The organism is Geodermatophilus sp. SYSU D01186 (genome assembly GCF_054050215.1).
The window spans coordinates 244,779-264,555 of sequence record NZ_JBJGYW010000003.1 but is presented as its reverse complement, the minus strand read 5'-3'; the positions used below and the strand labels follow the sequence as shown (position 1 = coordinate 264,555).

Below are 19,777 nucleotides of genomic sequence, written 5' to 3'. Positions count from 1 at the left end.
CGAGGTGGTCGACCACCTCGCGCTGCGGGTCAGCGGCCGCCGGCGACGTCGAGCACGCTGCCGGTGCAGTAGCCGGCGTCGTCGCCGAGCAGCCACAGGACGGCGTCGGCGACCTCCTCCGCGCGACCGGCCCGGCGCATGGGCACCGTCGGGCCGAGCCGCGCGACCCGGTCGGGCTGGCCGCCGCTGGCGTGGATCTCCGTCTCGACGATCCCGGGCCGCACGACGTTGACCCGGACCCCCTCGTCGGCCACCTCGCGGGCCAGGCCGATCCCCAGCGTGTCGACGGCCCCCTTGCTGGCCGCGTAGTCGACGTACTCGCCGGGCGACCCGAGCCTGCTGGCGACCGAGGACAGCAGCACGATCGACCCCCCGGACCCACCGTGCCGGGTGGACATCCGCCGCACCGCCTCCCGGCAGCACAGGAAGGCACCCAGCACGTTGACCGCCAGCATCCGGTGCACCCGCTCGGCGGTCAGCTCGTCGACCCGCGCCCGCGGGCCCACGATCCCGGCGTTGGCCACCAGTCCGGTCACCGCGCCCAGCGCCTCGGCGGCGGCGAAGGCGGCCAGGACGTCGTCCTCCACCGAGACGTCCGCGCGGACGGCGCAGGCGGTGCCGCCGCCCGCCTCGATGCCGGCCACGACGGCAGCCGCCGCGGCCGCGTCGTCCCGGTAGGTCAGCGCGACCGACCACCCGGCCGCCGCGGCGGCACGCGCCGTCGCCGCGCCGATGCCGCGGCTCCCGCCGGTCACGAGCACGACACCGGGAGGCATGGTCGGACCGTAGCGTCGCGCGGGTGCGGGGCGCACTCCGCCGTGCTGGGGTGGACGTCGTGCCCGCCGAACAGCCCCCGTGGTGGACCCGTGCCGTCGTCTACCAGGTCTACCCGCGCTCGTTCATGGACTCCGACGGCGACGGCATCGGCGACCTCGGCGGGATCCTGCAGCGGCTGGACCACCTGGCCGATCTCGGCGTCGACGTCCTGTGGCTCTCGCCGGTCTACCCGTCACCACAGGCCGACAACGGCTACGACATCAGCGACTACCAGGACGTCGACCCGCTGTTCGGGGACCTCGCACAGTTCGACGATCTGGTCGCCGCGCTGCACGCGCGCGGGATCCGGCTGGTCATGGACCTGGTGGTCAACCACACCAGCGACCAGCACCCGTGGTTCCGGGAGTCCCGGTCGTCCAAGGACTCCCCGAAGCGCGACTGGTACTGGTGGCGGCCGCCGCGGCCGGGGATGACGGCCGGCGCGCCGGGCGCGGAGCCGACCAACTGGCACTCGTTCTTCTCCGGCCCCACCTGGGAGCTCGACGAGGCCAGCGGCGAGTACTTCCTGCACCTGTTCGACCGCCGGCAGCCGGACCTGAACTGGGAGAACCCCGAGGTCCGGCAGGCGGTGTACGCGATGATGCGCTGGTGGCTCGACCGCGGGGTCGACGGCTTCCGCATGGACGTCATCAACATGATCAGCAAGGACGTCGCCGCCGACGGCCACCTGCACGACGGCCCGCCGCTGCCCGGCCTCCCTTACGGCGACGGCTCGGCGTCCTACCTGTGCGGGCCGCGGATCCACGAGTTCCTGCAGGAGATGCACCGCGAGGTGTTCGCCGGCCGGTCGGAGGCGCTGCTGACGGTCGGTGAGATGCCCGGCGTCACCGTCGAGCAGGCCCGGCTGTTCACCGACCCGGCGCGGGCCGAGGTGGACATGGTGTTCCAGTTCGAGCACGTGGGGCTGGACTTCGACGAGTCCAAGTGGCACCCCCGGCCGCTGCGGCTGCGCGACCTCAAGGCCTCGTTCGGGCGGTGGCAGGCGGGGCTGGCCGACGTCGGCTGGAACTCCCTCTACTGGGACAACCACGACCAGCCGCGGGCGGTCTCCCGCTTCGGGGACGACTCGCCGCGGTACCGCCGGGACTCCGCGACCTGCCTGGCCACGCTGCTGCACCTGCACCGGGGGACGCCGTACGTCTACCAGGGTGAGGAGCTCGGCATGGCCAACGCCCCGTTCGCCTCCCTCGACGACTTCCGCGACGTCGAGTCGCTCAACCACTTCGCGCAGGCCGTCGCCCACGGCGAGGACCCCGACCGGGTGCTGGCGGCGATGCGGCGGGTGGGCCGGGACAACGCCCGGACGCCGGTCCAGTGGGACGACTCGCCGCACGCCGGCTTCACCACCGGGACGCCGTGGATCGCGGTGAACCCTGACCACACCGAGTGGAACGCCGCCGCCCAGCGCACCGATCCGCACTCGGTGTTCGCCCACCACCGGCGGCTGATCGCGCTGCGGCACGAGTCGGCGGTGGTGGCGCTGGGCGACTTCACGATGCTCCTGCCGGAGCACGACGACGTGTACGCCTTCACCCGGTCGCTGGACGGCGAGACGCTGCTGGTCGTCTGCAACGTGAGCGGGCACGAGCACCGGCTGGACGAGCTGCTGCCCGAGGCGGTGGCCGCGGAGCCGGTGCTGGGCAACCTGGCGCCGGCCGACCCGGCCGACCCGGCCGACCCGGCCGTCCTGCGCCCGTGGGAGGCGCGGGTGCTGCGGCTGCCGTGAGCGGAGGCTCGGCCGGCCCCGTCCCGGGTCTTCAGGCCGGCACGGGGGTCCCCGCGGAGGGGCGCCGGTCCAGCGGGTGGGCCAGCTCGTCGGCCGGCAGCCGCCCGGCCAGCAGCGCGACCGCCGCCAGCACCGGGGGCACGAGCCCGGCGACGAGGAAGGTGGCGGACAGGCCGATCAGCTCGCTGACCGGGCCGGCGAGGGCCATCGACAGCGGCATGAACGCCGTGGAGACGAAGAAGTCGAGGCTGGAGACCCGGCCGAGCAGCGCCGGCGGCACCCGCCGCTGCAGCAGCGTGCCCCAGATGACCATGCCCGCCTGCATGGAGGCGCCGGTGACCAGCCCGGCGCCGATCATGACGGCCAGCTGGGTGGTGGTCCCGAAGACGACGAGCGGGACGCAGCCCAGGCCCCACAGCAGGTTCATGACCGTGAGGTAGCGCCGGGGCAGGCGCATCGAGGCCACGGTCATCGAGCCGAGCGCACCGCCGACCCCGAAGGCGGCCAGCACGAGGGCGTGCTCGAACGGCCCGCCACCGGCCCGGTCCTTGATCGCGAAGGGCGCGAGCACCTCGAACGGGCCGATCATCACCAGCAGCATCAGGGAGGCGAACAGCAGCGTGGCCAGCAGCCACGGCGTCCGGACCATGTAGGCGAAGCCCTCGCGCATGTCGGTGAACAGGCCGCGCACCGGGTGTGCGGGCGCCGTCCCCGGCTCGCGCCGGACCGGCGTCGCGGGGAGCGCTGCCACGCAGACCGCCGCGCCCACCGCCGCGGTCGCGGTGACGACGAGGGCGACGCCGGGGGACGTCGCCGCGATCAGCCCGCCGGCCAGGGCGGGGCCGGTGGCCTGGTAGAGGACCGGCCGCATCGTGCCCTCGAGCCCGTTGGCCGGCAGCAGCTCGTCCTGCGGGAGCAGCGCCGGGACCAGCGCGGAGTACGCCGGGTAGTAGCAGCCGTTGGCCAGCCCGCCGGCCAGCGCGACGGCGGCCAGCTGCCACAGCGCCAGCACCCCGGTCAGCGACAGCACCGCGACCAGCGCGATGCCGACGGCCTGCACCAGCGCCACGGCCAGCAGCACGTGCCGCTGCGGGACGCGGCCGGCCAGCGCGCCGCCGAGCAGCGTGCTGGCCAGCATGCCGCCGGCGGTCAGCCCGCTGACCAGCGACAGCTCGGCCGGGCCGCCGTCCAGCGCGACGACCTGCCACACCACGGCGACGGCGAAGGTGCTGTTGGTGAGCAGCGAGAGCCCGAGGGAGGCGGCCAGCAGGCGGTAGCGGGGGTGCCGCAGCGGCGCGAGCGCCCGCGGCAGGCCGGCCATCGTTCTCCCCCGTCGTCCGTACCGGCCCGGGGTCGGGCGGGCGGTGACCGGGGGAGCATACGGTCGCCGCCGGGCCGCTCCCCCGTGACCGGGGTCAGCGCAGCCGGTAGGTGATAGGCAGCCGCTTGATGCCGTTCTGGAAGTTCGACCGCAGCCGCACCACCGGCCCGGCGAGCTCGACGTCGTGCACCCGGTCGAGCAGCTCGCCGAACAGGGCGCTCATCTGCAGCCGGGCGAGGCCGGCGCCGAGGCAGAAGTGCGGGCCGACGCCGAAGGTCAGGTGGTCGTTGGGCGTGCGGCCGACGTCGAACCGGTCGGGCCGGTCGAAGACGGCCCCGTCGCGGTTGGCCGAGGCGTAGTAGACGACGACCTTGTCCCCGGCACGGATCGGCTGGCCCGCGAGCTCGGCGTCCCGGGTGGCGGTCCGGCGGAACTGGGTGACCGGGGTGACCCAGCGCAGCATCTCGTCGACCGCGGTGGGCAGCAGCCCGCGGTCGGCGCGCAGCCGCCGGAGCTGCTCCGGGTGCTCGAGGAGGGCGAGCATGCCGCCGGGGATGGCGTTGCGCAGCGTCTCGTTGCCGGCGACCGAGAGCAGGAAGAAGAAGTTCTCGAACTCCTCGTCGGTGAGCGGCTGCCCCTCGACGCCGGCCAGCAGCAGGCTGATCAGGTCCTCGCCGGGGTGCGCCCGCTTGTGCGCGGCGAGCTGGTGGGCGTAGTCGAACATGTCCTGCAGGCTCGCCCGCGACCGCGGGTCCACCGGGCGGCCGCCGTCCCCGGCCGTCGCGTACTCCTCGTCGTGCACGCCGATGACCCGGTTGGCCCAGCCGAACAGCAGGTGCCGGTCCTCCCGCGGGACGCCCATGATCTCGGCGAGGGTGAGCAGCGGGAGCTCCCGGCCGACGTCCTGGGCGAAGTCGCAGGACGTGGTCCCGTCGAGGCCGTCGACGATCTCCCGGGCGCGGTCGTGCACCCAGCCGGCCATGCGGGCGACCGCCCGCGGGGTGAAGGCCCGGTTGACCGTGCGGCGCAGCACCGAGTGCTCCGGCGGGTCGAGGTTCAGCAGCATCCGCCGCTGGAAGACCAGGTCGTCGGGGGCGGGGTCGTGGATCTGGGTGGCGCCGAGCTGGGAGCTGAAGACGTCGGGGTGCGTGTTCACCGCGCGGACGTCGGCGTGCCGGAACACGCCCCAGTAGCCCGGCCCCTCCGGCCAGCCGAGGACGGGGACCTCGTCGACCCAGGCCACCGGCGCCCGCGCGCGCAGGGCGGCGAAGGCCTCGTGCGGCTGCCCCCGCTCGGCCCACACCTGCGGGTCGAACAGCTCGAGGTCGACGACGTCCCTGGCCAGCGGTGCGGTCACCGGCGCTCCGTCCTGCAGGCGGCTGAGCCGGGATCGTGTCCGGCGCCCGGGCGGGGTGTCAACGCGTCGTCGCACGTGGGACACGGAGCCGGCGGGGCTGGCCTGTCGCGACCGGCCGGGCCTACCGTCGTCGGCACGCGCCGGCCGGACCGCACCGGGCGCCGGACCGCACCGGGCGCCGGCCGGCTCCTCCAGGGACGGAGGCCGGGCGATGGCGACGTTCGTGCTGGTGCACCCCGCCTGGCTGGGCGGCTGGTGCTGGCGGAAGCTCACCCCCCTGCTCCGCGGAGCGGGCCACGAGGTGGTGGCGCCGACGCTCACCGGGCTCGGCGACCGGTCCCACCTGCTCGACCACGGGATCGACCTGCTCACCCACGTCGAGGACGTGGTCAACGTGCTGACCTACGAGGACCTCGACCGGGTGGTGCTGGTCGGCAGCAGCTCCGGGGGCGCGGTGGTCACCGGGGTGGCCGACCGGCTGCCGGAGCGGGTGGCCGAGGTCGTCTACCTGGACGCGTTCGTCCCGGAGGACGGCCAGTGCGTGTTCGACCTGGTCGCTCCGGAGCGGCGGGCGGCGATGGAGGCGCTCGTGGCCACCGAGGGCGACGGGTGGCTGCTGCCCCGGTTCGCGCCGCCACCGTGGCCGGAGATCCTCTCCCGGCTGTGGGGGATCACCGACGCGGACGACGCCGCGTGGGCCGAGCCCCGGCTGCGGGCCACCCCGGTGGGCCACTTCACCCGCCCGCTCCACCTGACCGGCGCCGTCGGCGACCTGCCGCGCAGCTACGTGCGGTGCACCCGCTTCCCGCACCCCGGGTTCGACCGGTGGGCGCAGCGGGCGGCGGAGTCACGGGGGTGGCGGCACCGCGCCCTCGACTGCGGGCACCTCGCTCACGTGTCCGACCCGGACGCCGTCGCCGCCGTCCTGCTCGAGCTGGCCGGCAGCGACCGGCTGACGGCCGGCGCGGGGCGGTGACCCGGGCCTTCAGCGCGGGCCGCGCTCCCGCGCCAGGGCCAGGTAGTGCTCGACCGCGCCGGGGTCGTCGACGGCGCCGACGTTGAGCGCCCGGGCCGGGTCGACACCCTGGAACAGCCGCTTGAGCGGCACCTCCAGCCGCTTGCCGGTGCGGGTGTGCGGCACCGCGGGGACGGCGATCACCTCGTCGGGCACGTGGCGGGGGCTGGCCTGGCGGCGGATGGCGTCCCGGATCCGGGTGGTGAGCTCCTCGGTGAGCTCGGCGCCCTCGGCCAGCTTGACGAACAGCGGCATCCAGTAGCCGCCGTCGCGCTGCTCCACGCCGAGCACGACGCAGTCGAGCACCTCGGGGACGGACTCCACGGCGGCGTAGATGTCCGCCGTCCCCATGCGCACGCCGCCGCGGTTGAGGGTCGAGTCCGACCGGCCGGTGATCAGGCAGGTGCCGCGGTCGGTGACCTCCATCCAGTCCCCGTGCCGCCAGACGCCCGGCCACGGCTCGAAGTACGACTCCCGGTAGCGCTCGCCGTCGGGGTCGTTCCAGAAGTACAGCGGCATCGACGGCATCGGCTCGGTGATGACCAGCTCGCCCAGCTCGCCGACCACCGGCTCGCCGTGCTCGTCCCAGGCGGCCGCCGCGACACCCAGCATCGGCCGCTGCAGCTCCCCGGCGCTGACCGGCAGCAGCAGTGAGCTGCCCACGAACCCGGTGGCGACGTCGGTGCCGCCGGACAGCGACCCGAGGAACACGTCGGGCTTGACCGCGTCGTACACCCAGGTGAAGGCGGACGCCGGCAGCGGCGAGCCGGTCGACCCGATGCACCGCAGCGCCGACAGGTCGTGGGTCTCCCCCGGCCGGATGCCGGCCTTCTCGCAGGCGGTCAGGTAGCCGGCGCTGGTGCCGAGGTAGGTCAGCCGGGTCTGCGCGGCGATCGCGAACTGGGCGTCGACCGACGGGTACGCGGGGGCGCCGTCGTGGACGACCACCGTGGCGCCGCACAGCAGCGCCGAGGTGGCGATGTTCCACATGATCCAGGCGGTGGAGGCGTACCAGTAGAAGCGGTCGCCCGGGCCGACGTCCCCGTGCAGGGCCAGCTGCTTGTGCTCCTCGAGGGTGACGCCGCCGTGGCCGTGCACGATCCCCTTGGGCAGGCCGGTGGTGCCCGAGGAGTAGACGATCCACAGCGGGTGGTCGAACGGGACCTGCTCGAAGACCGGCTCCTGCTCCTCGGCGACCGCCTCGGCCCACGGGACGGCGCCGGCCGGCACCTCGCCGGGGAACAGCCGCGGGACGGCGATCGTCGTCCGGACGCTGGGCAGCGCGCCGCGCAGCTCGGTGACGACCTCGCGGCGGTCGTACTCCTTGCCGTTGAACCGGTAGCCGTCCACGGCGACCAGCACGGTCGGCTCGATCTGGACGAAGCGGTCGAGGACGGCGCGGGTGCCGAAGTCGGGGGCGCAGGAGGACCAGACCGCGCCGATGGCCGCCGTCCCGAGGAAGGCGACGACCGCCTCGGGGACGTTGGGCAGGTAGCCGGCGACCCGGTCGCCGCGCTGCACGCCGAGCCGGCGCAGCGTGGCGGCGAAGGCGCCGACCCGGGCGCGCAGCTGCGCCCAGCTGGTCTCCTCCGGCTCGCGGTCCTCGGCGACCGCGATCAGCGCCGGGGAGTCGGCGGGCACCGTGCCGTCGGCGCCGGCGCGCAGCGCCTGCTCGGCGTAGTTGAGCGTGGTGCCGGGGAACCACACGGCGCCGGGCATCTCCCGTCGGGTCAGCACCCGGTCGTCGGGTATGCCGGGCAGCACGCCGGTCCAGCCGGCCACGTCGGCCCAGAACTGGTCGAGGCGCTCCACCGACCAGCGCCAGATCGCGTCGTAGTCCGCCGGGTCGCCGAGGTCCAGGCCGCGCCGCTGCGCCACCCACCCGGCGAACTCGGCGATCCGGGTGGCCCGCACCGACTCCGGGGTCGGGCGCCAGAGGACGGTCGGCTCGCTCGCGTTACCGGTCACACCGGCACCCTGCCATCCCCCGCGCGCTGCGCGGGCGCGGTGCAGCCAGCAAGATTGACCCGATGAGCGGACCCGGAGGCGGCAGCGAGGAGCGCAACGTCCTCGGCGGGCCGCTGGAGCCGTGCGGCACCGAGCCGATGACCGGCTTCCTCCGCACCGGTGTCTGCAGCAGCGGCCCCGAGGACGTCGGCAGCCACACCGTCTGCGCCGTCGTGTCCGCCGAGTTCCTGCAGGTGCAGCGCGAGCTGGGCAACGACCTGGTGACGCCGCGGCCGGAGTACGCCTTCCCCGGCCTGCGCCCCGGCGACCGTTGGTGCGTCGTCGCCGCCCGCTGGCTGCAGGCGTACCAGGCGGGCGCGGCCGCCGGCGTCGTCCTGGCCGCGACGAACGCCCGCGCCCTCGAGGTCGTCCCGCTGGAGGCGCTGCGGCAGCACGCCGTCGACGTCCCCGACGACCTCAGCGGCCTCGACTAGAGGAAGGACCCCCTTGCCCCCCACCACCCGCACGCTGGCGGCGGGGCCCTGCGAGGGAGCCACCAGATGCGCTACACGACGAGGAGCGACATGAGCGACCTGCTGGACCTGCCGGTGACCACCCTCCAGGGCGAGGCCACGACCCTGGGCGCCCTCGCGGGCGGAGGCGCGGCCCTGGTGGTGAACGTCGCCAGCCGCTGCGGGCTCACCCCGCAGTACAGCCAGTTGGAGGCGCTGCAGCAGGAGTACGGCGGGCGCGGCCTGACCGTGGTCGGCGCGCCGTGCAACCAGTTCATGGGCCAGGAGCCGGGCACGGCGGAGGAGATCCAGAGCTTCTGCTCCACCACCTACGGCGTCACCTTCCCCATGACCGAGAAGCTCGAGGTCAACGGCCCGGGCGCGCACCCGCTGTTCCAGCGGCTGGCCGAGGCGCCCGACGCCACCGGCGAGGCCGGCGAGGTGCGCTGGAACTTCGAGAAGTGGCTCGTCGGCGCCGACGGCGCGGTCGTGGCCCGCTTCCGGCCGCAGACCCAGCCCGACTCCCCCGAGGTGCGGCACGCCATCGAGCAGGCGCTGGCCCAGTGACCCGGGACGCCGACCTGCACTTCTGGTTCGACCCGGTCTGCCCCTTCGCCTGGGTGACCAGCCAGTGGGTGCGCACCGTGGCCGACCGGCGGGAGTACACCGTCGAGTGGCGGCTGATCTCGCTGCGGCTGCTCAACCGGCACGTGGACTACGACACCCAGTTCCCGCCGGAGTACGAGGCCGGGCACACCGCCGGCCTGCGGCTGCTGCGGGTGGCCGCGCGGGCCCGCGACGAGCACGGGCCCGACGTGCTCGGCCCGCTCTACGCCGCGCTCGGGACCGCCGTCTTCGACGCCGAGCCGCAGGACGGGCCGCAGGACCGGGAGCAGCGCGGCACCCGCGCGTTCGTCGCACCCGTCCTCGCCGGCCTCGGCCTGCCGGCGGACCTCGCCGACGCGCTGGACGACGAGTCGTGGGACGCCGCGATCCAGGCCGACACCGACGAGGCGCTGCGCCTGGCCGGCAAGGACGTGGGGACGCCGATCCTGCACTTCGCTCCCCCGGACGGCGCCGCGTTCTTCGGCCCGGTGATCAGCCGGGTGCCCAGCCCCGAGGACGCCGTCGAGCTGTGGGACCACGTGGTGGCCCTCGCCGCCTTCCCCGGGTTCGCCGAGCTCAAGCGCAGCCTCCGGGAGCGCCCGCAGGTGCGCTCCTTCGGCGTCCGCCCGGGCGAGGTGGGCGTGCAGGAGGACTGGCACGGGGGCAGCCGCCGCCAGCACCGGTGACCGCGGCACGCCGCGGGAGCGCACGGGCCGGCTGAGGTGAGGCTAACCTGTGTCGGCAGACGGCCCGGTCGATGCGGGTGGTCCCCCGTCCCTCGTCCCTGGAGCCGCGCGTGTCCTCGACGACCGACGCCGCTCCCCGGACCCCGGGGGCGGTGGCGCCGCCCCGGACGCGCGGTCTGCTGCGGGGCCGCGGCCCGCGGTTCCTCGCCGCCCTCGCGCTGCTGCTGCTGGTCGTCGCCTCCGCCGCGCTCAGCATCGCCGTGGGCACCCGCAGCATCGGCCTGGGCACCGTCTGGCAGGCGCTGACCGACTCCTCCCTCGGCAGCGAGGAGGCGGTGATCGTGCGCGAGCTGCGGCTGCCGCGCACCGCCCTGGGCCTCCTGGTCGGCCTGGCGCTCGGCGTCGCGGGCGCGCTCACCCAGGGCCACACCCGCAACCCGCTGGGCGACCCCGGCCTGCTCGGGGTCACCGCCGGCGCCTCCCTCGGCGTCGTCCTGGCCATCTGGGCGCTGGGCCTCAGCACGCCCGCCGGGTACGTGTGGTTCGGCTTCGCCGGGGCGCTGACCGGCACCGTGCTGGTGTTCACCCTCGGCTCCGCCGGCCGCGGCGGCGCCACCCCCGTCACCCTCGCCCTGGCCGGTGCCGCGCTGTCGGCGCTGCTCTACGCGCTGGTCCGGGCCATCCTGGTCAGCGACTCCGACAGCCTGGACAGCTTCCGGTTCTGGGTCGTCGGTGCCCTCGCCGGCCGCGGCGCGGACATCGCCTGGCAGGTCGCCCCGTTCATCGCCGCCGGGCTGGTCCTCGCGCTGCTCAACGCGCCGGCGCTGGACCTGCTCGGCCTCGGGGAGGACGTCGCCCGCGGCCTCGGCCAGCGCGTCTGGCTGGCCCGCCTGGTGGGGCTCGGCGCGGTCACCCTGCTGTGCGGCGCCGCCACCGCGGCCTGCGGCCCGATCGCCTTCGTCGGGCTGGTCGTCCCGCACGTCGTCCGGGCGCTCACCGGCCCCGCGCACCGCTGGCTGGTCCCCCTCTCGGGCCTGCTGGGGGCGGCGTTCCTGCTGCTGGCCGACGTCCTGGGCCGGGTGGTGGCCCGGCCCGGTGAGCTGCAGGTCGGCATCGTGCTCGCCCTGGTCGGCGCGCCGTTCTTCATCGCGCTGATCCGGCGCCGCCAGCTGGCCGGCCCGTGACGGCGACCGCTCCGGAGCGCGTCGCGGTGCCGCGGGAGACCGTCGTCCGCGCCGGCCCGGTCTCCGGTCGGCTGCGCTGGCGGCAGCTGCTCGTGCCGGTGAGCGCCGCGGTCGTCGTCGTCCTGCTGGGGGCGGTGAGCCTGGGCCGCGGCGACTTCCCGATCGGCGTCGGCGACGTCCTCGAGACCCTCGTCGGCCTGGGCGAGCAGACCCAGGAGTTCATCGTCCTCGAGCTGCGCGCGCCGCGGATCGTCGTCGGCGCGTTGGTCGGGCTGGCGTTCGGCATCGCCGGGGCGCTGTTCCAGACCTTCGCCCGCAACCCGCTGGCCTCCCCCGACGTCCTCGGCATCACCCAGGGCGCCTCGGTGGGGGCGGTGGCGGCGATCGTGCTGGGCGGGACGTCGAGCGGCGGGGCGCTGCTCGGCGGCCTCGGCGTCCCGCTGGCCGCCCTCCTCGGCGCGCTGGTCACCGGCGTCCTGCTGTTCGTGCTGGCCTGGCGCCGCGGCGTCGACGGCTACCGGCTGGTGCTCGTCGGCATCGCGCTGTGGGCGGTCGCCTCCGCGCTCACCGACTGGCTGCTGACCCGCGCGGAGATCTTCGACGCCGCCGCCGCCTACGTGTGGATCACCGGCTCGCTCAACGCCCGGACGTGGGACCAGGCCGGGCCGCTGTCCCTCGCCCTGGCCGTGCTGGTCCCGCTCGCGCTGGCCGCCAGCCGCGCCCTGGCGGTGCTGCAGTTCGGCGACGACACCGCCCGCGGGCTCGGCGTCCGGTTGCCGCTGGCCCAGGCCGCGGTGGTCCTCGTCGCGGTCGCGCTCACCGCCGCCGCCGTCGCCGCCGCCGGCCCGATCTCCTACGTGGCGCTGGTGGTCCCGCAGATCGCCGTCCGCCTCAGCGGTGGCTCCCGGCCGCCCCTGCTCGCCTCCGGGCTGCTCGGCGCCGCGCTCGTGATCGGCGCGGACCTGCTCACCCGCACCGTCCTGCCCGAGGCCCTGCCGGTCGGCATCCTCACCGCCGCCGTCGGCGCCCCGTACCTGCTCTGGCTCCTCGTCCGCGGAAGGCGGCGATCCACGCTGTGACGACCACCGCGCACCCCCCGGTCCCCACCGGGACCCGGCCGGTCCGCCTCGCCGCCGAGTCGGTCAGCCTCGGCTACGACGACCGCGTGGTCGTCCGCGACCTCGACCTGGAGCTCACCGACGGCTCCTTCACCGCGATCGTGGGCCCGAACGGCTGCGGCAAGTCCACCCTGCTGCGCGCCCTGGGCCGGCTGCTGCGCCCCAGCCAGGGCCAGGTGCTGCTCGACGGGCACGCCATCTCCCGGACGCCGACCCGCGAGGTGGCGAAGGTGCTCGGGCTGCTGCCGCAGACGCCGGTCGCGCCGGAGGGGCTCACGGTGGCCGACCTGGTGGCCCGCGGCCGCCACCCGCACCAGTCGTGGCTCCAGCAGTGGTCACGCGGGGACGAGGCCGCGGTCGCCGAGGCGCTGGCCTGGACCGACATGTCCGAGCTGGCCGAGCGGCCCGTCGACGCCCTCTCCGGGGGGCAGCGCCAGCGCGCGTGGATCTCGATGGCGCTGGCGCAGGGCACCGACCTGCTCCTGCTCGACGAGCCGACGACCTACCTGGACCTGTCGCACCAGATCGACGTCCTGGAGCTGGTGGGCCGGCTGCACACCGAGCGGGGCCGCACCGTCGTCGTCGTCCTGCACGACCTGAACCTGGCCGCCCGGTACGCGCAGCGGCTGGTGGCCATGAAGGACGGCGTCCTGGTCGCGTCGGGGACGCCGGCCGAGGTGCTCACCGAGCGGCTGCTGGCCGACGTGTTCGACCTGGAGGCGCGGATCGTGCCGGACCCGGTGGCCGGGACGCCGATGGTGGTGCCCGTCCGCCGCCTGCGGTAGGGCGCGCGCCGGTTCAGCTCGCGATGCCCTGCCGCCAGTAACCCATGAACGCCACCGCGCCGCGCGGGACGCCGAGGTCGCCGACCAGGTGCCGGCGCAGCTGCTTGACCACCCCGGCCTCGCCGGCGAGCCAGGCGTAGCAGCCCGAGGTGGCGTCCGCGTCCGGGACCTCCCACAGCAGCCCGGCGTCGAGGTCGACGTCCTCCGGGACCTCCGTGGGCGTCGCGACCACGCCGAGCTCGCACAGCGCGGCGTGCACCGCCGGCACCAGCAGGGAGCCGCGGGCGGCGCCGGAGCGCGGCAGCCAGCGCACGCTCACCCCCGGCGGCAGCACGAGGTTCATCGCGTCGGCCTCGGCCGGCACCTCGAGCAGGGCCACGACGCGGCGGGGGGACTGCCCGAGCCCCTCGAGGATCGCGCAGACCGCGGGGACGGCGGTCTCGTCGCCGGCCAGCAGCAGCGTGGTGGCCGCGGCGGGCGGGGCCCACTCCACGCCCCACATCCGGCCGCGCCCGGGCCGGTCGGGGCCGAGCAGCACGATGCGGTCGCCGGGCGCGGCCGCCGCGGCCCAGCGGGCGGCCGGACCGGCGTGCCCGTCCTCCACCCCGTGCAGGACCAGGTCGACGTCGACCTCGGCGAGCTCGGGGCGCGCGGCGCGCACCGTGTAGGTGCGGACCCAGGGCCGCTGCTCCTCGGGCATCGCGCAGTACTCCGGGTACCAGTCCGACCCCCGCTCGACCAGCCGGCGCATGCCGGCCGGGTCACGGGGCAGCACCAGCTTGATCCGCTGGTCGTCGCCGGCGACGCCGAAGCCCGCGAGGTCGGGGCCGGTGAGGGTGACCCGCACGAAGCTCGGGCCCAGCCGGCGGACGGCGGCCACCGTCGCGTCGAAGAAGGCCCACCCGGGGGCGGCCTCGACCGCGGTCTCGACGGTGACGGTCATGTGGCGTCTCCACTCTCTCCCGGCGCCCCGACCCTTGCCGACGGCAGCAGAGGTGAGGCTAACCTAAGCCGCCTTCCGGGAGGAACCACCTCCCGGGATGACCAGCGAGGAGACCCCCGTTGCACCGCATGCCGCGCCGCCTGATCGGCGCCTCCCTCACCGTGGCCGCCCTGCTCGCGGCCGGAGGCTGCTCCGACGGACCCGCCGACGCCGCCGGCTCCAGCGCCCCCGGGGAGGGCGGCTGGGAGTTCACCGACGACCTGGGGAACACCGTCGAGCTCGACGAGACGCCGACCCGCATCGCCGGCCTCAACGACGTCGTCGCCTCGCTGTGGAACTACGGCATCGAGCCGGTCGGCGGCTGGGGCCAGACCTCCGCCGCGGACGACGTCGCGTTCGAGGGCAAGGACCTCGGCGGGTTCGCGATCCTGGGCGAGAGCTACGGGCAGATCGACCTCGAGCGGCTGGCCGCGGCCGCCCCCGACCTGATCGTCACCTCGGTCTACCCGACCGACTCCGCGGGCACGATCGACCGGACCCAGCCCCTGTACGGCTTCGAGTCGATCGAGCAGCAGGAGCAGGTCGCCGAGATCGCGCCGATCGTCGCCATCACCTGGGGCGGCTCGGCGGCCGACGTCATCGAGCGCACCCTCGAGCTGGCCGAGTCCGTCGGCGCCGACGACGAGCTGGTCGACGCCGCGCGGGAGGACTACGAGGCGGCGTCCACCGCCCTGACCGAGGCCGCGGCCGGCGGCGTGACGGTGCTGCCCGTGTACGCCTCCCCCAGCGACGGCTGGTGGATGGCCAAGGCGCCCGACGACCCCTCGCTGCACCTCTACCAGGACCTCGGCGTGCAGTTCGTCGACCCCGGCGGTGACGGCTACTTCTGGGAGTCGGTCGGCTGGGAGGAGGTGCCGAACCACCCCAGCGACGTGCTGCTCTACTCGCTGCGGCTCAGCATGACCCCGGAGGAGTACGCGGCCCAGCCGACCGCCGCGCTGCTGCCGGCGGTGCAGGCCGGCCAGCTCCACCCGTGGAAGTACATCGGGATGGACTACGCCGCCCAGGCCGCCTACATGGAGGAGCTGGCCGGCTACCTCACCGAGGCCCGGAAGGTCACCTGAACCACGGGCGGGGTCGCTCGGTGCCGGTTCCCGTCACCGAGCGACTCCGCTCAGGAGGGCGCGACCGCCTCCGGCACCGCGGCGGCGACGGGCGCCGGCCGCGCCGTCTGGGCCAGGCCGATCCCCACCAGGACGACGATGCCGCCGAGCACCTGCCAGCCCGACAGCACCTGCTCGACCCACAGCCAGGCCACCACCGACGCCAGCACCGGCTCGACGGTCGCCACGAGGCCGGCGGTCGTCGGCGACAGGTGCCGCAGCGCCGCGATGGACAGCCAGAACGGCACCATCGCCCCGAGGACGACGATCCACACGACGAGCACCCACAGCGGGAGTTCGAGCGACCCGGCCGACACCGGCACCCGCTCGGTGAGCACTCCGGCGTCGAACTCCCACCACGGCGCGGCCACCGACCAGAACAGCCCGGCGGCGACGAAGCTCCAGCAGGTCAGGCCGACCGGGTCGCGGGTCACCGTCCCCCGCTCGCCCATCAGGTAGTAGGTGGCCAGGCACAGCGCGGCGGCGAGCCCCGCGGCCACCCCGAGCGGGTCCAGCGAGCCGCCTCCCTGCCAGACCTCGGCCACGAAGACCAGGCCGGACAGCGACAGCAGCAGGGCCACCCACAGCCGGCTGCGCACCTGCTCGCGGCGGACCAGCCACACGTAGAGGGCGATGAACACCGGCGCGGTCATCTCGAAGACCAGCGCGATGCCGACCGGCAGCCGGCCGATCGCCACGTAGTAGAGGAACTGCGTCAGCGCGACGCCCACCACCCCGAAGACGGCGAGGAAGGGCACCTCCCGCCAGGTGATCCGCAGCCGCCCGGGCGACACCAGCGCCAGGACGACGAGCAGCCCCACGGCGGCGCCGACGCAGCGCAGCGCGGTCAGCCGGGTGGGCGGGATGCCCGCCTGGAGGGCGAGGGTCGACACGGTGCCGTTGACGGCGAAGAACCCCGCGGCGGCGACGGTGGCGGCGTAACCGAGGACGGGGCGCTGCACGGACAGCAATGTAGTTGCCGTGATGCCCCGTGCCACCTACCTGCCGGGCTGTCGCTCCCCGCGACCCCGGGGCGCGAGATCGGCGATCTGGTGGCCGTCAGCCGCTGATCGCCACCAGGTCGCCGATCTCGCGCAGGGACGAGCGGCTCAGGCGCGGCGGACGGCGACGAAGCGCTGCCGCACCCGGAACCCCTCGCCGTCGTCCTCCTCGGCCCGCCAGTGGAAGCCGTCGGCCCCGACCTCGGAGAAGACCCAGCGCAGGCGGGTGCCGTCCCGCTCGCCGGACAGGACCAGTCCGTCCGGGGAGGGCGCGGCGGTGAACGGGATGACCCAGCCGCGCGCCGGGCCGTGCCAGGTGGACCGGTAGGCACCCAGCGCCTCGTCCCAGAACCGCAGGCTCAGGCCCCACTCGCCATCCGGGGCGCCGCGGGCACGCGCGGCCCGGGACGGGCTGATCCAGACGTCGGCCAGCGCGCGCCCGTCCAGCGCCCAGCCGAAGTGCCACTCGCCGTACCGCTCCGTCTCCGAGCCGTCCGCCGCGACGTCGGTCACGCGGAGGTCCCAGCTGCCCACCAGCGGTGCGAAGAGCGCGAGCCGGTCGGCCAGTTCCGCCCGGGGTGCACCTGCGGTGAACACCCCGGCCAGCGCCTCGGCGGGGGTCACCGGACCGCGGACGGGTCCATCCAGACGGCCTCCCAGACGTGCCCGTCGGGGTCGGTGAAGCTCGCGCCGTACATGAACCCGTGGTCCTGGGGCGGCAGCCAGGGCTTCCCGCCGTGCGCCAGGGCCCGCTCGACCAGCTGGTCGACCTCCTCGCGGCTGGCCGCCGACAGCGCGGCGAGCTGGGTGGTCGCGGCCGCGGGGTCGCCCACCTCGCCGGTCACGAAGTCGGCGAACCGGTCGCGGGTCAGCAGCATGACGACGACGTTCTCGTCGATCACCACCGAGGCCGTCCGCTCGTCGGAGAACTGCTCGGTGAAGGAGAACCCGAGCCCGCCGTAGAACGCCTTGGCGGCCGCGAGGTCCCGCACCGGGAGGTTCAGGAAGATCATGCGCACGGTCGTCGGTCCCGTCGTCCGGAGGCCCGGTCGGCCCCGTCGGAGGGAAGACGGGGCCGACCGGCGGAACTCATCGCCGGGTGCCGTCGGGCACCGGCCAGCCGACCTCGTCGACCTGCACGCCGCTGCGCCCCTCCCGGTGCTCGACGGTCCGGACCGGGGTGGAGTGCGTGGCGGTGTCGGGCACGCCGTCGGCATCGGCGTCCGGAGCCGGCTCGACGACGAGCACGAAGTCCTCGCCGTGCCGGGTGATGCCCTCGACGACGGCCTGCTCGACCGCCTCGGCCGCGACCGTGCGCCGCAGCACCATCGGGTCGGTGCGCACGTCCTTGGCCAGCGACACGGCCAGGCCCACCATCACCAGGGCGAAGGGCAACGCGGCGATGATCGTCAGGTTCTGCAGGCCGGTCAGCGCCTCGTCGCCGCCGACCAGCAGCATGATCGCGGCGACCGCGCCCATGACGACGCCCCAGAACACCACCGTGGTGCGGCTCGGGGACAGCGTCCCCCGCTCCGACAGCGACCCCATGACGATCGATGCCGCGTCCGCGCCGGACACGAAGAAGATCGCGACCAACGTCATGACCAGCACGGTCATCACCGTGGCGAGCGGGAAGGTGTCGAGGACGCCGAACAGCTGGCCCTCCGTGGTCGCCTGCCCGGCGACGTCCACCCCGCTGCGCTGCACGGCGATGCCCGCGCCGCCGAAGACGGCGAACCAGACCAGGCTGACCACGCTGGGCACCAGCAGCACGCCGGTGACGAACTGCCGGATGGTGCGGCCGCGGCTGATCCGGGCGATGAACAGCCCGACGAACGGCGTCCAGCTGATCCACCAGGCCCAGTAGAAGACCGTCCAGCCGCGCAGCCACTCGGCGGTCGCGTCGCCGCCGGTCGCCTCGGTGCGGGCGGCCATCTGGCCCAGGTCGCTGAAGTAGGTGCCGATCGTGGTCGGCAGCAGGTTGAGGATGAACACCGTCGGGCCGACGGCGAACACGAACACCGCCAGGACGACGGCCAGCACCATGTTGGTGTTGGCCAGCCACTGGATCCCCTTGGCGATGCCGGAGACCGCCGAGGCGACGAACGCCGCGGTCAGGACGGCGATGATGACGACGAGGACGCCGCTGCCGACGTCCCCCGCCCAGCCGAGGATCTCCACGCCGCTGCCGATCTGCAGCGCACCCAGGCCCAGGGACGCCGCCGAGCCGAACAGCGTCGCGAAGATGGCGAGGACGTCGATCGTCCTCCCGGCCCAGCCCTCGGTGCGGCGGGTGCCGAACAGCGGGGCGAACGCGGCGCTGATCAGCTGCCGGCGCCCGCGACGGAACGTGCCGTAGGCGATGGCCAGCCCGACGACGGCGTAGATCGCCCACGGGTGCAGCGACCAGTGGAACAGCGTCGTCGCCATCGCCGTCTGCACCGCCTCGGGCGTCTCGGCCGCGACCGTCCGCGGCGGCGGGGAGACGTAGTGGGACAGCGGCTCGCTGACGCCGAAGAACATCAGGCCGATGCCCATGCCGGCGCTGAACATCATCGCGACCCACGAGACGGTGCGGAACTCCGGCGCCTCGTCGTCGCGGCCCAGCGGGATGCGGCCGTACCTCCCGGCGGCCAGCCACAGGACGTAGACCACGAAGGACGACGCCAGCAGCACGAACAACCAGCCGAGGTTGGTCTCCACCCACTCCAGCGCGCTGCCGCTGGCCGAGCCCAGGCCCGCCGGGGACAGGAAGCCCCAGGCGACGAAGGCCAGCGCGACGACGGCGGAGACGCCGAAGACGACGCGGTCGAGCGACGCGCCGCGGTCCGCGGGCAGCGGAGGCGGCGGGGCCACGGCCGGGTGGTCGCTGGTCGCGACGAAGTTGGGTTGGCGTCTTCTCTCGGTTTCTCTCGTCACTGTGCCGCGTGGCGCCGGTGCCGGCGCTCCTCCCTCTCGATCGACGACGGGCGCGCCGCCGCTCCCGGGGACGGGAGGAGCGACTCATCCACCGTCCGGAGCCGGCCGGCCGCGCGCAAGCCCGCTGTGATCTCGGCGAGACCGCCACGCGACGCCCGCGGGTGCCTGTGTGCCCGCGGGAGGCCGGGGGCACACCTGGGGCGTGGCGCCGCCGTTCCCCCCGCCCGGATCGGGGTCGTCGTGGTCCCCCCGACGCCGGAAGCTGCTGGTCGGGCTGGGGGTCGGCCTGGCCGTCGGCGTCCTGTGCTCGTTCCTGCTGCCCGCGCAGTACGGCATCCCGGCGCTGTTCCTCGCCGGCCTGTGCGGCTTCCTCCTCGTCGTCGCCGTCGTGGTGTTCGTCACCTACCCCGGGCCCGGCACCCTCGGCCAGGTGCTGCGCACGCCACCACTCGCCGGGGCGGTGCTGGTCGTGGCGGTGCTGCTCGTGCTGGCCGACCCGGCCGGGTCGCTGCGCTGGCTGTGGGTGGTGGCCGCCGTCCTCGCCGCCGCCTGGACGGCGTTCGCGGTCTGGGAGACCCGCCGGTCGGGCCTCTGACGGCCGCGGGACGCCGCCCTCTGCGGGCCCCTTCCCTCTGCGGACGGGATCGCACCGACAGA

19 protein-coding genes are annotated in these 19,777 nt (G+C 75.1%); 10 read left to right on the top strand and 9 right to left on the bottom strand.

Features of this window, described 5'->3' with window-relative positions; genetic code table 11:
• Positions 1-29: 29 nt before the first annotated feature.
• Positions 30-776: an SDR family oxidoreductase gene (locus ACI784_RS04005; RefSeq protein ID WP_457012553.1), complete on the bottom strand. Its 747-nt coding sequence runs from the start codon at positions 774-776 to the stop codon at positions 30-32.
• 59 nt (positions 777-835) lie between these two features.
• Here ACI784_RS04005 and ACI784_RS04000 point away from each other — a divergent pair, with 59 nt between their 5' ends.
• Positions 836-2,563, top strand: coding sequence for a glycoside hydrolase family 13 protein (locus ACI784_RS04000; RefSeq protein WP_456922066.1), 1,728 nt, complete (start codon positions 836-838; stop codon positions 2,561-2,563).
• Positions 2,564-2,594: 31 nt separating this feature from the next.
• Here the strand turns inward: ACI784_RS04000 and ACI784_RS03995 are convergent, their stop codons facing one another.
• The gene (locus ACI784_RS03995; protein WP_457012552.1) at positions 2,595-3,884 is read right to left on the bottom strand and encodes an MFS transporter; all 1,290 of its coding nucleotides are present in this window, start codon (positions 3,882-3,884) and stop codon (positions 2,595-2,597) included.
• 94 nt (positions 3,885-3,978) lie between these two features.
• Positions 3,979-5,241, bottom strand: coding sequence for a cytochrome P450 (locus tag ACI784_RS03990; RefSeq protein ID WP_456922064.1), 1,263 nt, complete (start codon positions 5,239-5,241; stop codon positions 3,979-3,981).
• A gap of 211 nt (positions 5,242-5,452) precedes the next feature.
• Between ACI784_RS03990 and ACI784_RS03985 the strand changes: the two genes are divergently transcribed.
• Positions 5,453-6,217, top strand: a complete 765-nt coding sequence (locus ACI784_RS03985; RefSeq protein ID WP_457012551.1) for an alpha/beta fold hydrolase — start codon at positions 5,453-5,455, stop codon at positions 6,215-6,217.
• 9 nt (positions 6,218-6,226) lie between these two features.
• Here the strand turns inward: ACI784_RS03985 and ACI784_RS03980 are convergent, their stop codons facing one another.
• Positions 6,227-8,224: an acetoacetate--CoA ligase gene (locus ACI784_RS03980; RefSeq protein ID WP_457012550.1), complete on the bottom strand. Its 1,998-nt coding sequence runs from the start codon at positions 8,222-8,224 to the stop codon at positions 6,227-6,229.
• 62 nt (positions 8,225-8,286) lie between these two features.
• On the opposite strand from ACI784_RS03980, the gene ACI784_RS03975 reads away from it, so the two are divergent.
• The 6 genes from ACI784_RS03975 to ACI784_RS03950 all read left to right on the top strand — a co-directional run bounded on the left by ACI784_RS03975 (position 8,287) and on the right by ACI784_RS03950 (position 13,094).
• Positions 8,287-8,697, top strand: coding sequence for a DUF2237 family protein (locus ACI784_RS03975; protein ID WP_456922061.1), 411 nt, complete (start codon positions 8,287-8,289; stop codon positions 8,695-8,697).
• A 90-nt stretch (positions 8,698-8,787) separates the two neighbouring features.
• Positions 8,788-9,282 (top strand): glutathione peroxidase, encoded by a 495-nt coding sequence (locus tag ACI784_RS03970; protein WP_456922060.1) that lies wholly within the window; start codon positions 8,788-8,790, stop codon positions 9,280-9,282.
• Positions 9,279-10,007 (top strand): mycothiol-dependent nitroreductase Rv2466c family protein, encoded by a 729-nt coding sequence (locus ACI784_RS03965; protein ID WP_456922059.1) that lies wholly within the window; start codon positions 9,279-9,281, stop codon positions 10,005-10,007. The genes ACI784_RS03970 and ACI784_RS03965 overlap by 4 nt, the downstream gene beginning before the upstream one ends.
• 110 nt (positions 10,008-10,117) lie before the next feature.
• Complete coding sequence (locus ACI784_RS03960; protein ID WP_456922058.1) at positions 10,118-11,191, top strand: FecCD family ABC transporter permease; 1,074 nt, start codon at positions 10,118-10,120, stop codon at positions 11,189-11,191.
• Positions 11,188-12,270, top strand: a complete 1,083-nt coding sequence (locus ACI784_RS03955) for a FecCD family ABC transporter permease (protein WP_456922057.1) — start codon at positions 11,188-11,190, stop codon at positions 12,268-12,270. The genes ACI784_RS03960 and ACI784_RS03955 overlap by 4 nt, the downstream gene beginning before the upstream one ends.
• The gene (locus tag ACI784_RS03950; protein WP_456922056.1) at positions 12,267-13,094 is read left to right on the top strand and encodes an ABC transporter ATP-binding protein; all 828 of its coding nucleotides are present in this window, start codon (positions 12,267-12,269) and stop codon (positions 13,092-13,094) included. The genes ACI784_RS03955 and ACI784_RS03950 overlap by 4 nt, the downstream gene beginning before the upstream one ends.
• A 13-nt stretch (positions 13,095-13,107) precedes the next feature.
• Here the strand turns inward: ACI784_RS03950 and ACI784_RS03945 are convergent, their stop codons facing one another.
• Positions 13,108-14,037 carry a siderophore-interacting protein gene (locus ACI784_RS03945; protein WP_456922055.1) on the bottom strand — a complete coding sequence of 310 codons (930 nt, stop codon included), beginning with the start codon at positions 14,035-14,037 and terminating at the stop codon, positions 13,108-13,110.
• Between the two features lie 128 nt (positions 14,038-14,165).
• Between ACI784_RS03945 and ACI784_RS03940 the strand changes: the two genes are divergently transcribed.
• On the top strand, positions 14,166-15,161 hold the full coding sequence (locus tag ACI784_RS03940; protein ID WP_456922070.1) for an ABC transporter substrate-binding protein: 996 nt from the start codon (positions 14,166-14,168) through the stop codon (positions 15,159-15,161).
• A gap of 50 nt (positions 15,162-15,211) precedes the next feature.
• Here ACI784_RS03940 and ACI784_RS03935 read toward each other — a convergent pair whose 3' ends face one another.
• From ACI784_RS03935 to ACI784_RS03920, 4 genes are all read right to left on the bottom strand, one after another.
• Entirely contained in the window at positions 15,212-16,162 is a 951-nt protein-coding gene (locus tag ACI784_RS03935; RefSeq protein WP_456922054.1) for an EamA family transporter, read from the bottom strand.
• Positions 16,163-16,309: 147 nt separating this feature from the next.
• Positions 16,310-16,825, bottom strand: coding sequence for a hypothetical protein (locus ACI784_RS03930; RefSeq protein ID WP_457012549.1), 516 nt, complete (start codon positions 16,823-16,825; stop codon positions 16,310-16,312).
• Positions 16,822-17,214 (bottom strand): VOC family protein, encoded by a 393-nt coding sequence (locus tag ACI784_RS03925; protein ID WP_456922052.1) that lies wholly within the window; start codon positions 17,212-17,214, stop codon positions 16,822-16,824. The genes ACI784_RS03930 and ACI784_RS03925 overlap by 4 nt, the downstream gene beginning before the upstream one ends.
• A 76-nt stretch (positions 17,215-17,290) precedes the next feature.
• Positions 17,291-19,057 (bottom strand): BCCT family transporter, encoded by a 1,767-nt coding sequence (locus ACI784_RS03920; RefSeq protein ID WP_456922051.1) that lies wholly within the window; start codon positions 19,055-19,057, stop codon positions 17,291-17,293.
• A 265-nt stretch (positions 19,058-19,322) separates the two neighbouring features.
• Here ACI784_RS03920 and ACI784_RS03915 point away from each other — a divergent pair, with 265 nt between their 5' ends.
• Positions 19,323-19,715 (top strand): hypothetical protein, encoded by a 393-nt coding sequence (locus ACI784_RS03915; RefSeq protein WP_456922050.1) that lies wholly within the window; start codon positions 19,323-19,325, stop codon positions 19,713-19,715.
• The last annotated feature ends 62 nt before the right edge of the window (positions 19,716-19,777 follow it).

What these genes read in the sequence shown, in the direction of transcription:
- ACI784_RS04005 (WP_457012553.1), bottom strand. Translation starts at nt 776, where the DNA reads ATGCCTCCCGGTGTCGTGCTCGTGACCGGCGGGAGCCGCGGCATCGGC.
- ACI784_RS03995 (WP_457012552.1), bottom strand. Translation starts at nt 3,884, where the DNA reads ATGGCCGGCCTGCCGCGGGCGCTCGCGCCGCTGCGGCACCCCCGCTAC.
- ACI784_RS03985 (WP_457012551.1), top strand. Translation starts at nt 5,453, where the DNA reads ATGGCGACGTTCGTGCTGGTGCACCCCGCCTGGCTGGGCGGCTGGTGC.
- ACI784_RS03975 (WP_456922061.1), top strand. Translation starts at nt 8,287, where the DNA reads ATGAGCGGACCCGGAGGCGGCAGCGAGGAGCGCAACGTCCTCGGCGGG.
- ACI784_RS03970 (WP_456922060.1), top strand. Translation starts at nt 8,788, where the DNA reads ATGAGCGACCTGCTGGACCTGCCGGTGACCACCCTCCAGGGCGAGGCC.
- ACI784_RS03945 (WP_456922055.1), bottom strand. Translation starts at nt 14,037, where the DNA reads ATGACCGTCACCGTCGAGACCGCGGTCGAGGCCGCCCCCGGGTGGGCC.
- ACI784_RS03940 (WP_456922070.1), top strand. Translation starts at nt 14,166, where the DNA reads ATGCCGCGCCGCCTGATCGGCGCCTCCCTCACCGTGGCCGCCCTGCTC.
- ACI784_RS03925 (WP_456922052.1), bottom strand. Translation starts at nt 17,214, where the DNA reads ATGATCTTCCTGAACCTCCCGGTGCGGGACCTCGCGGCCGCCAAGGCG.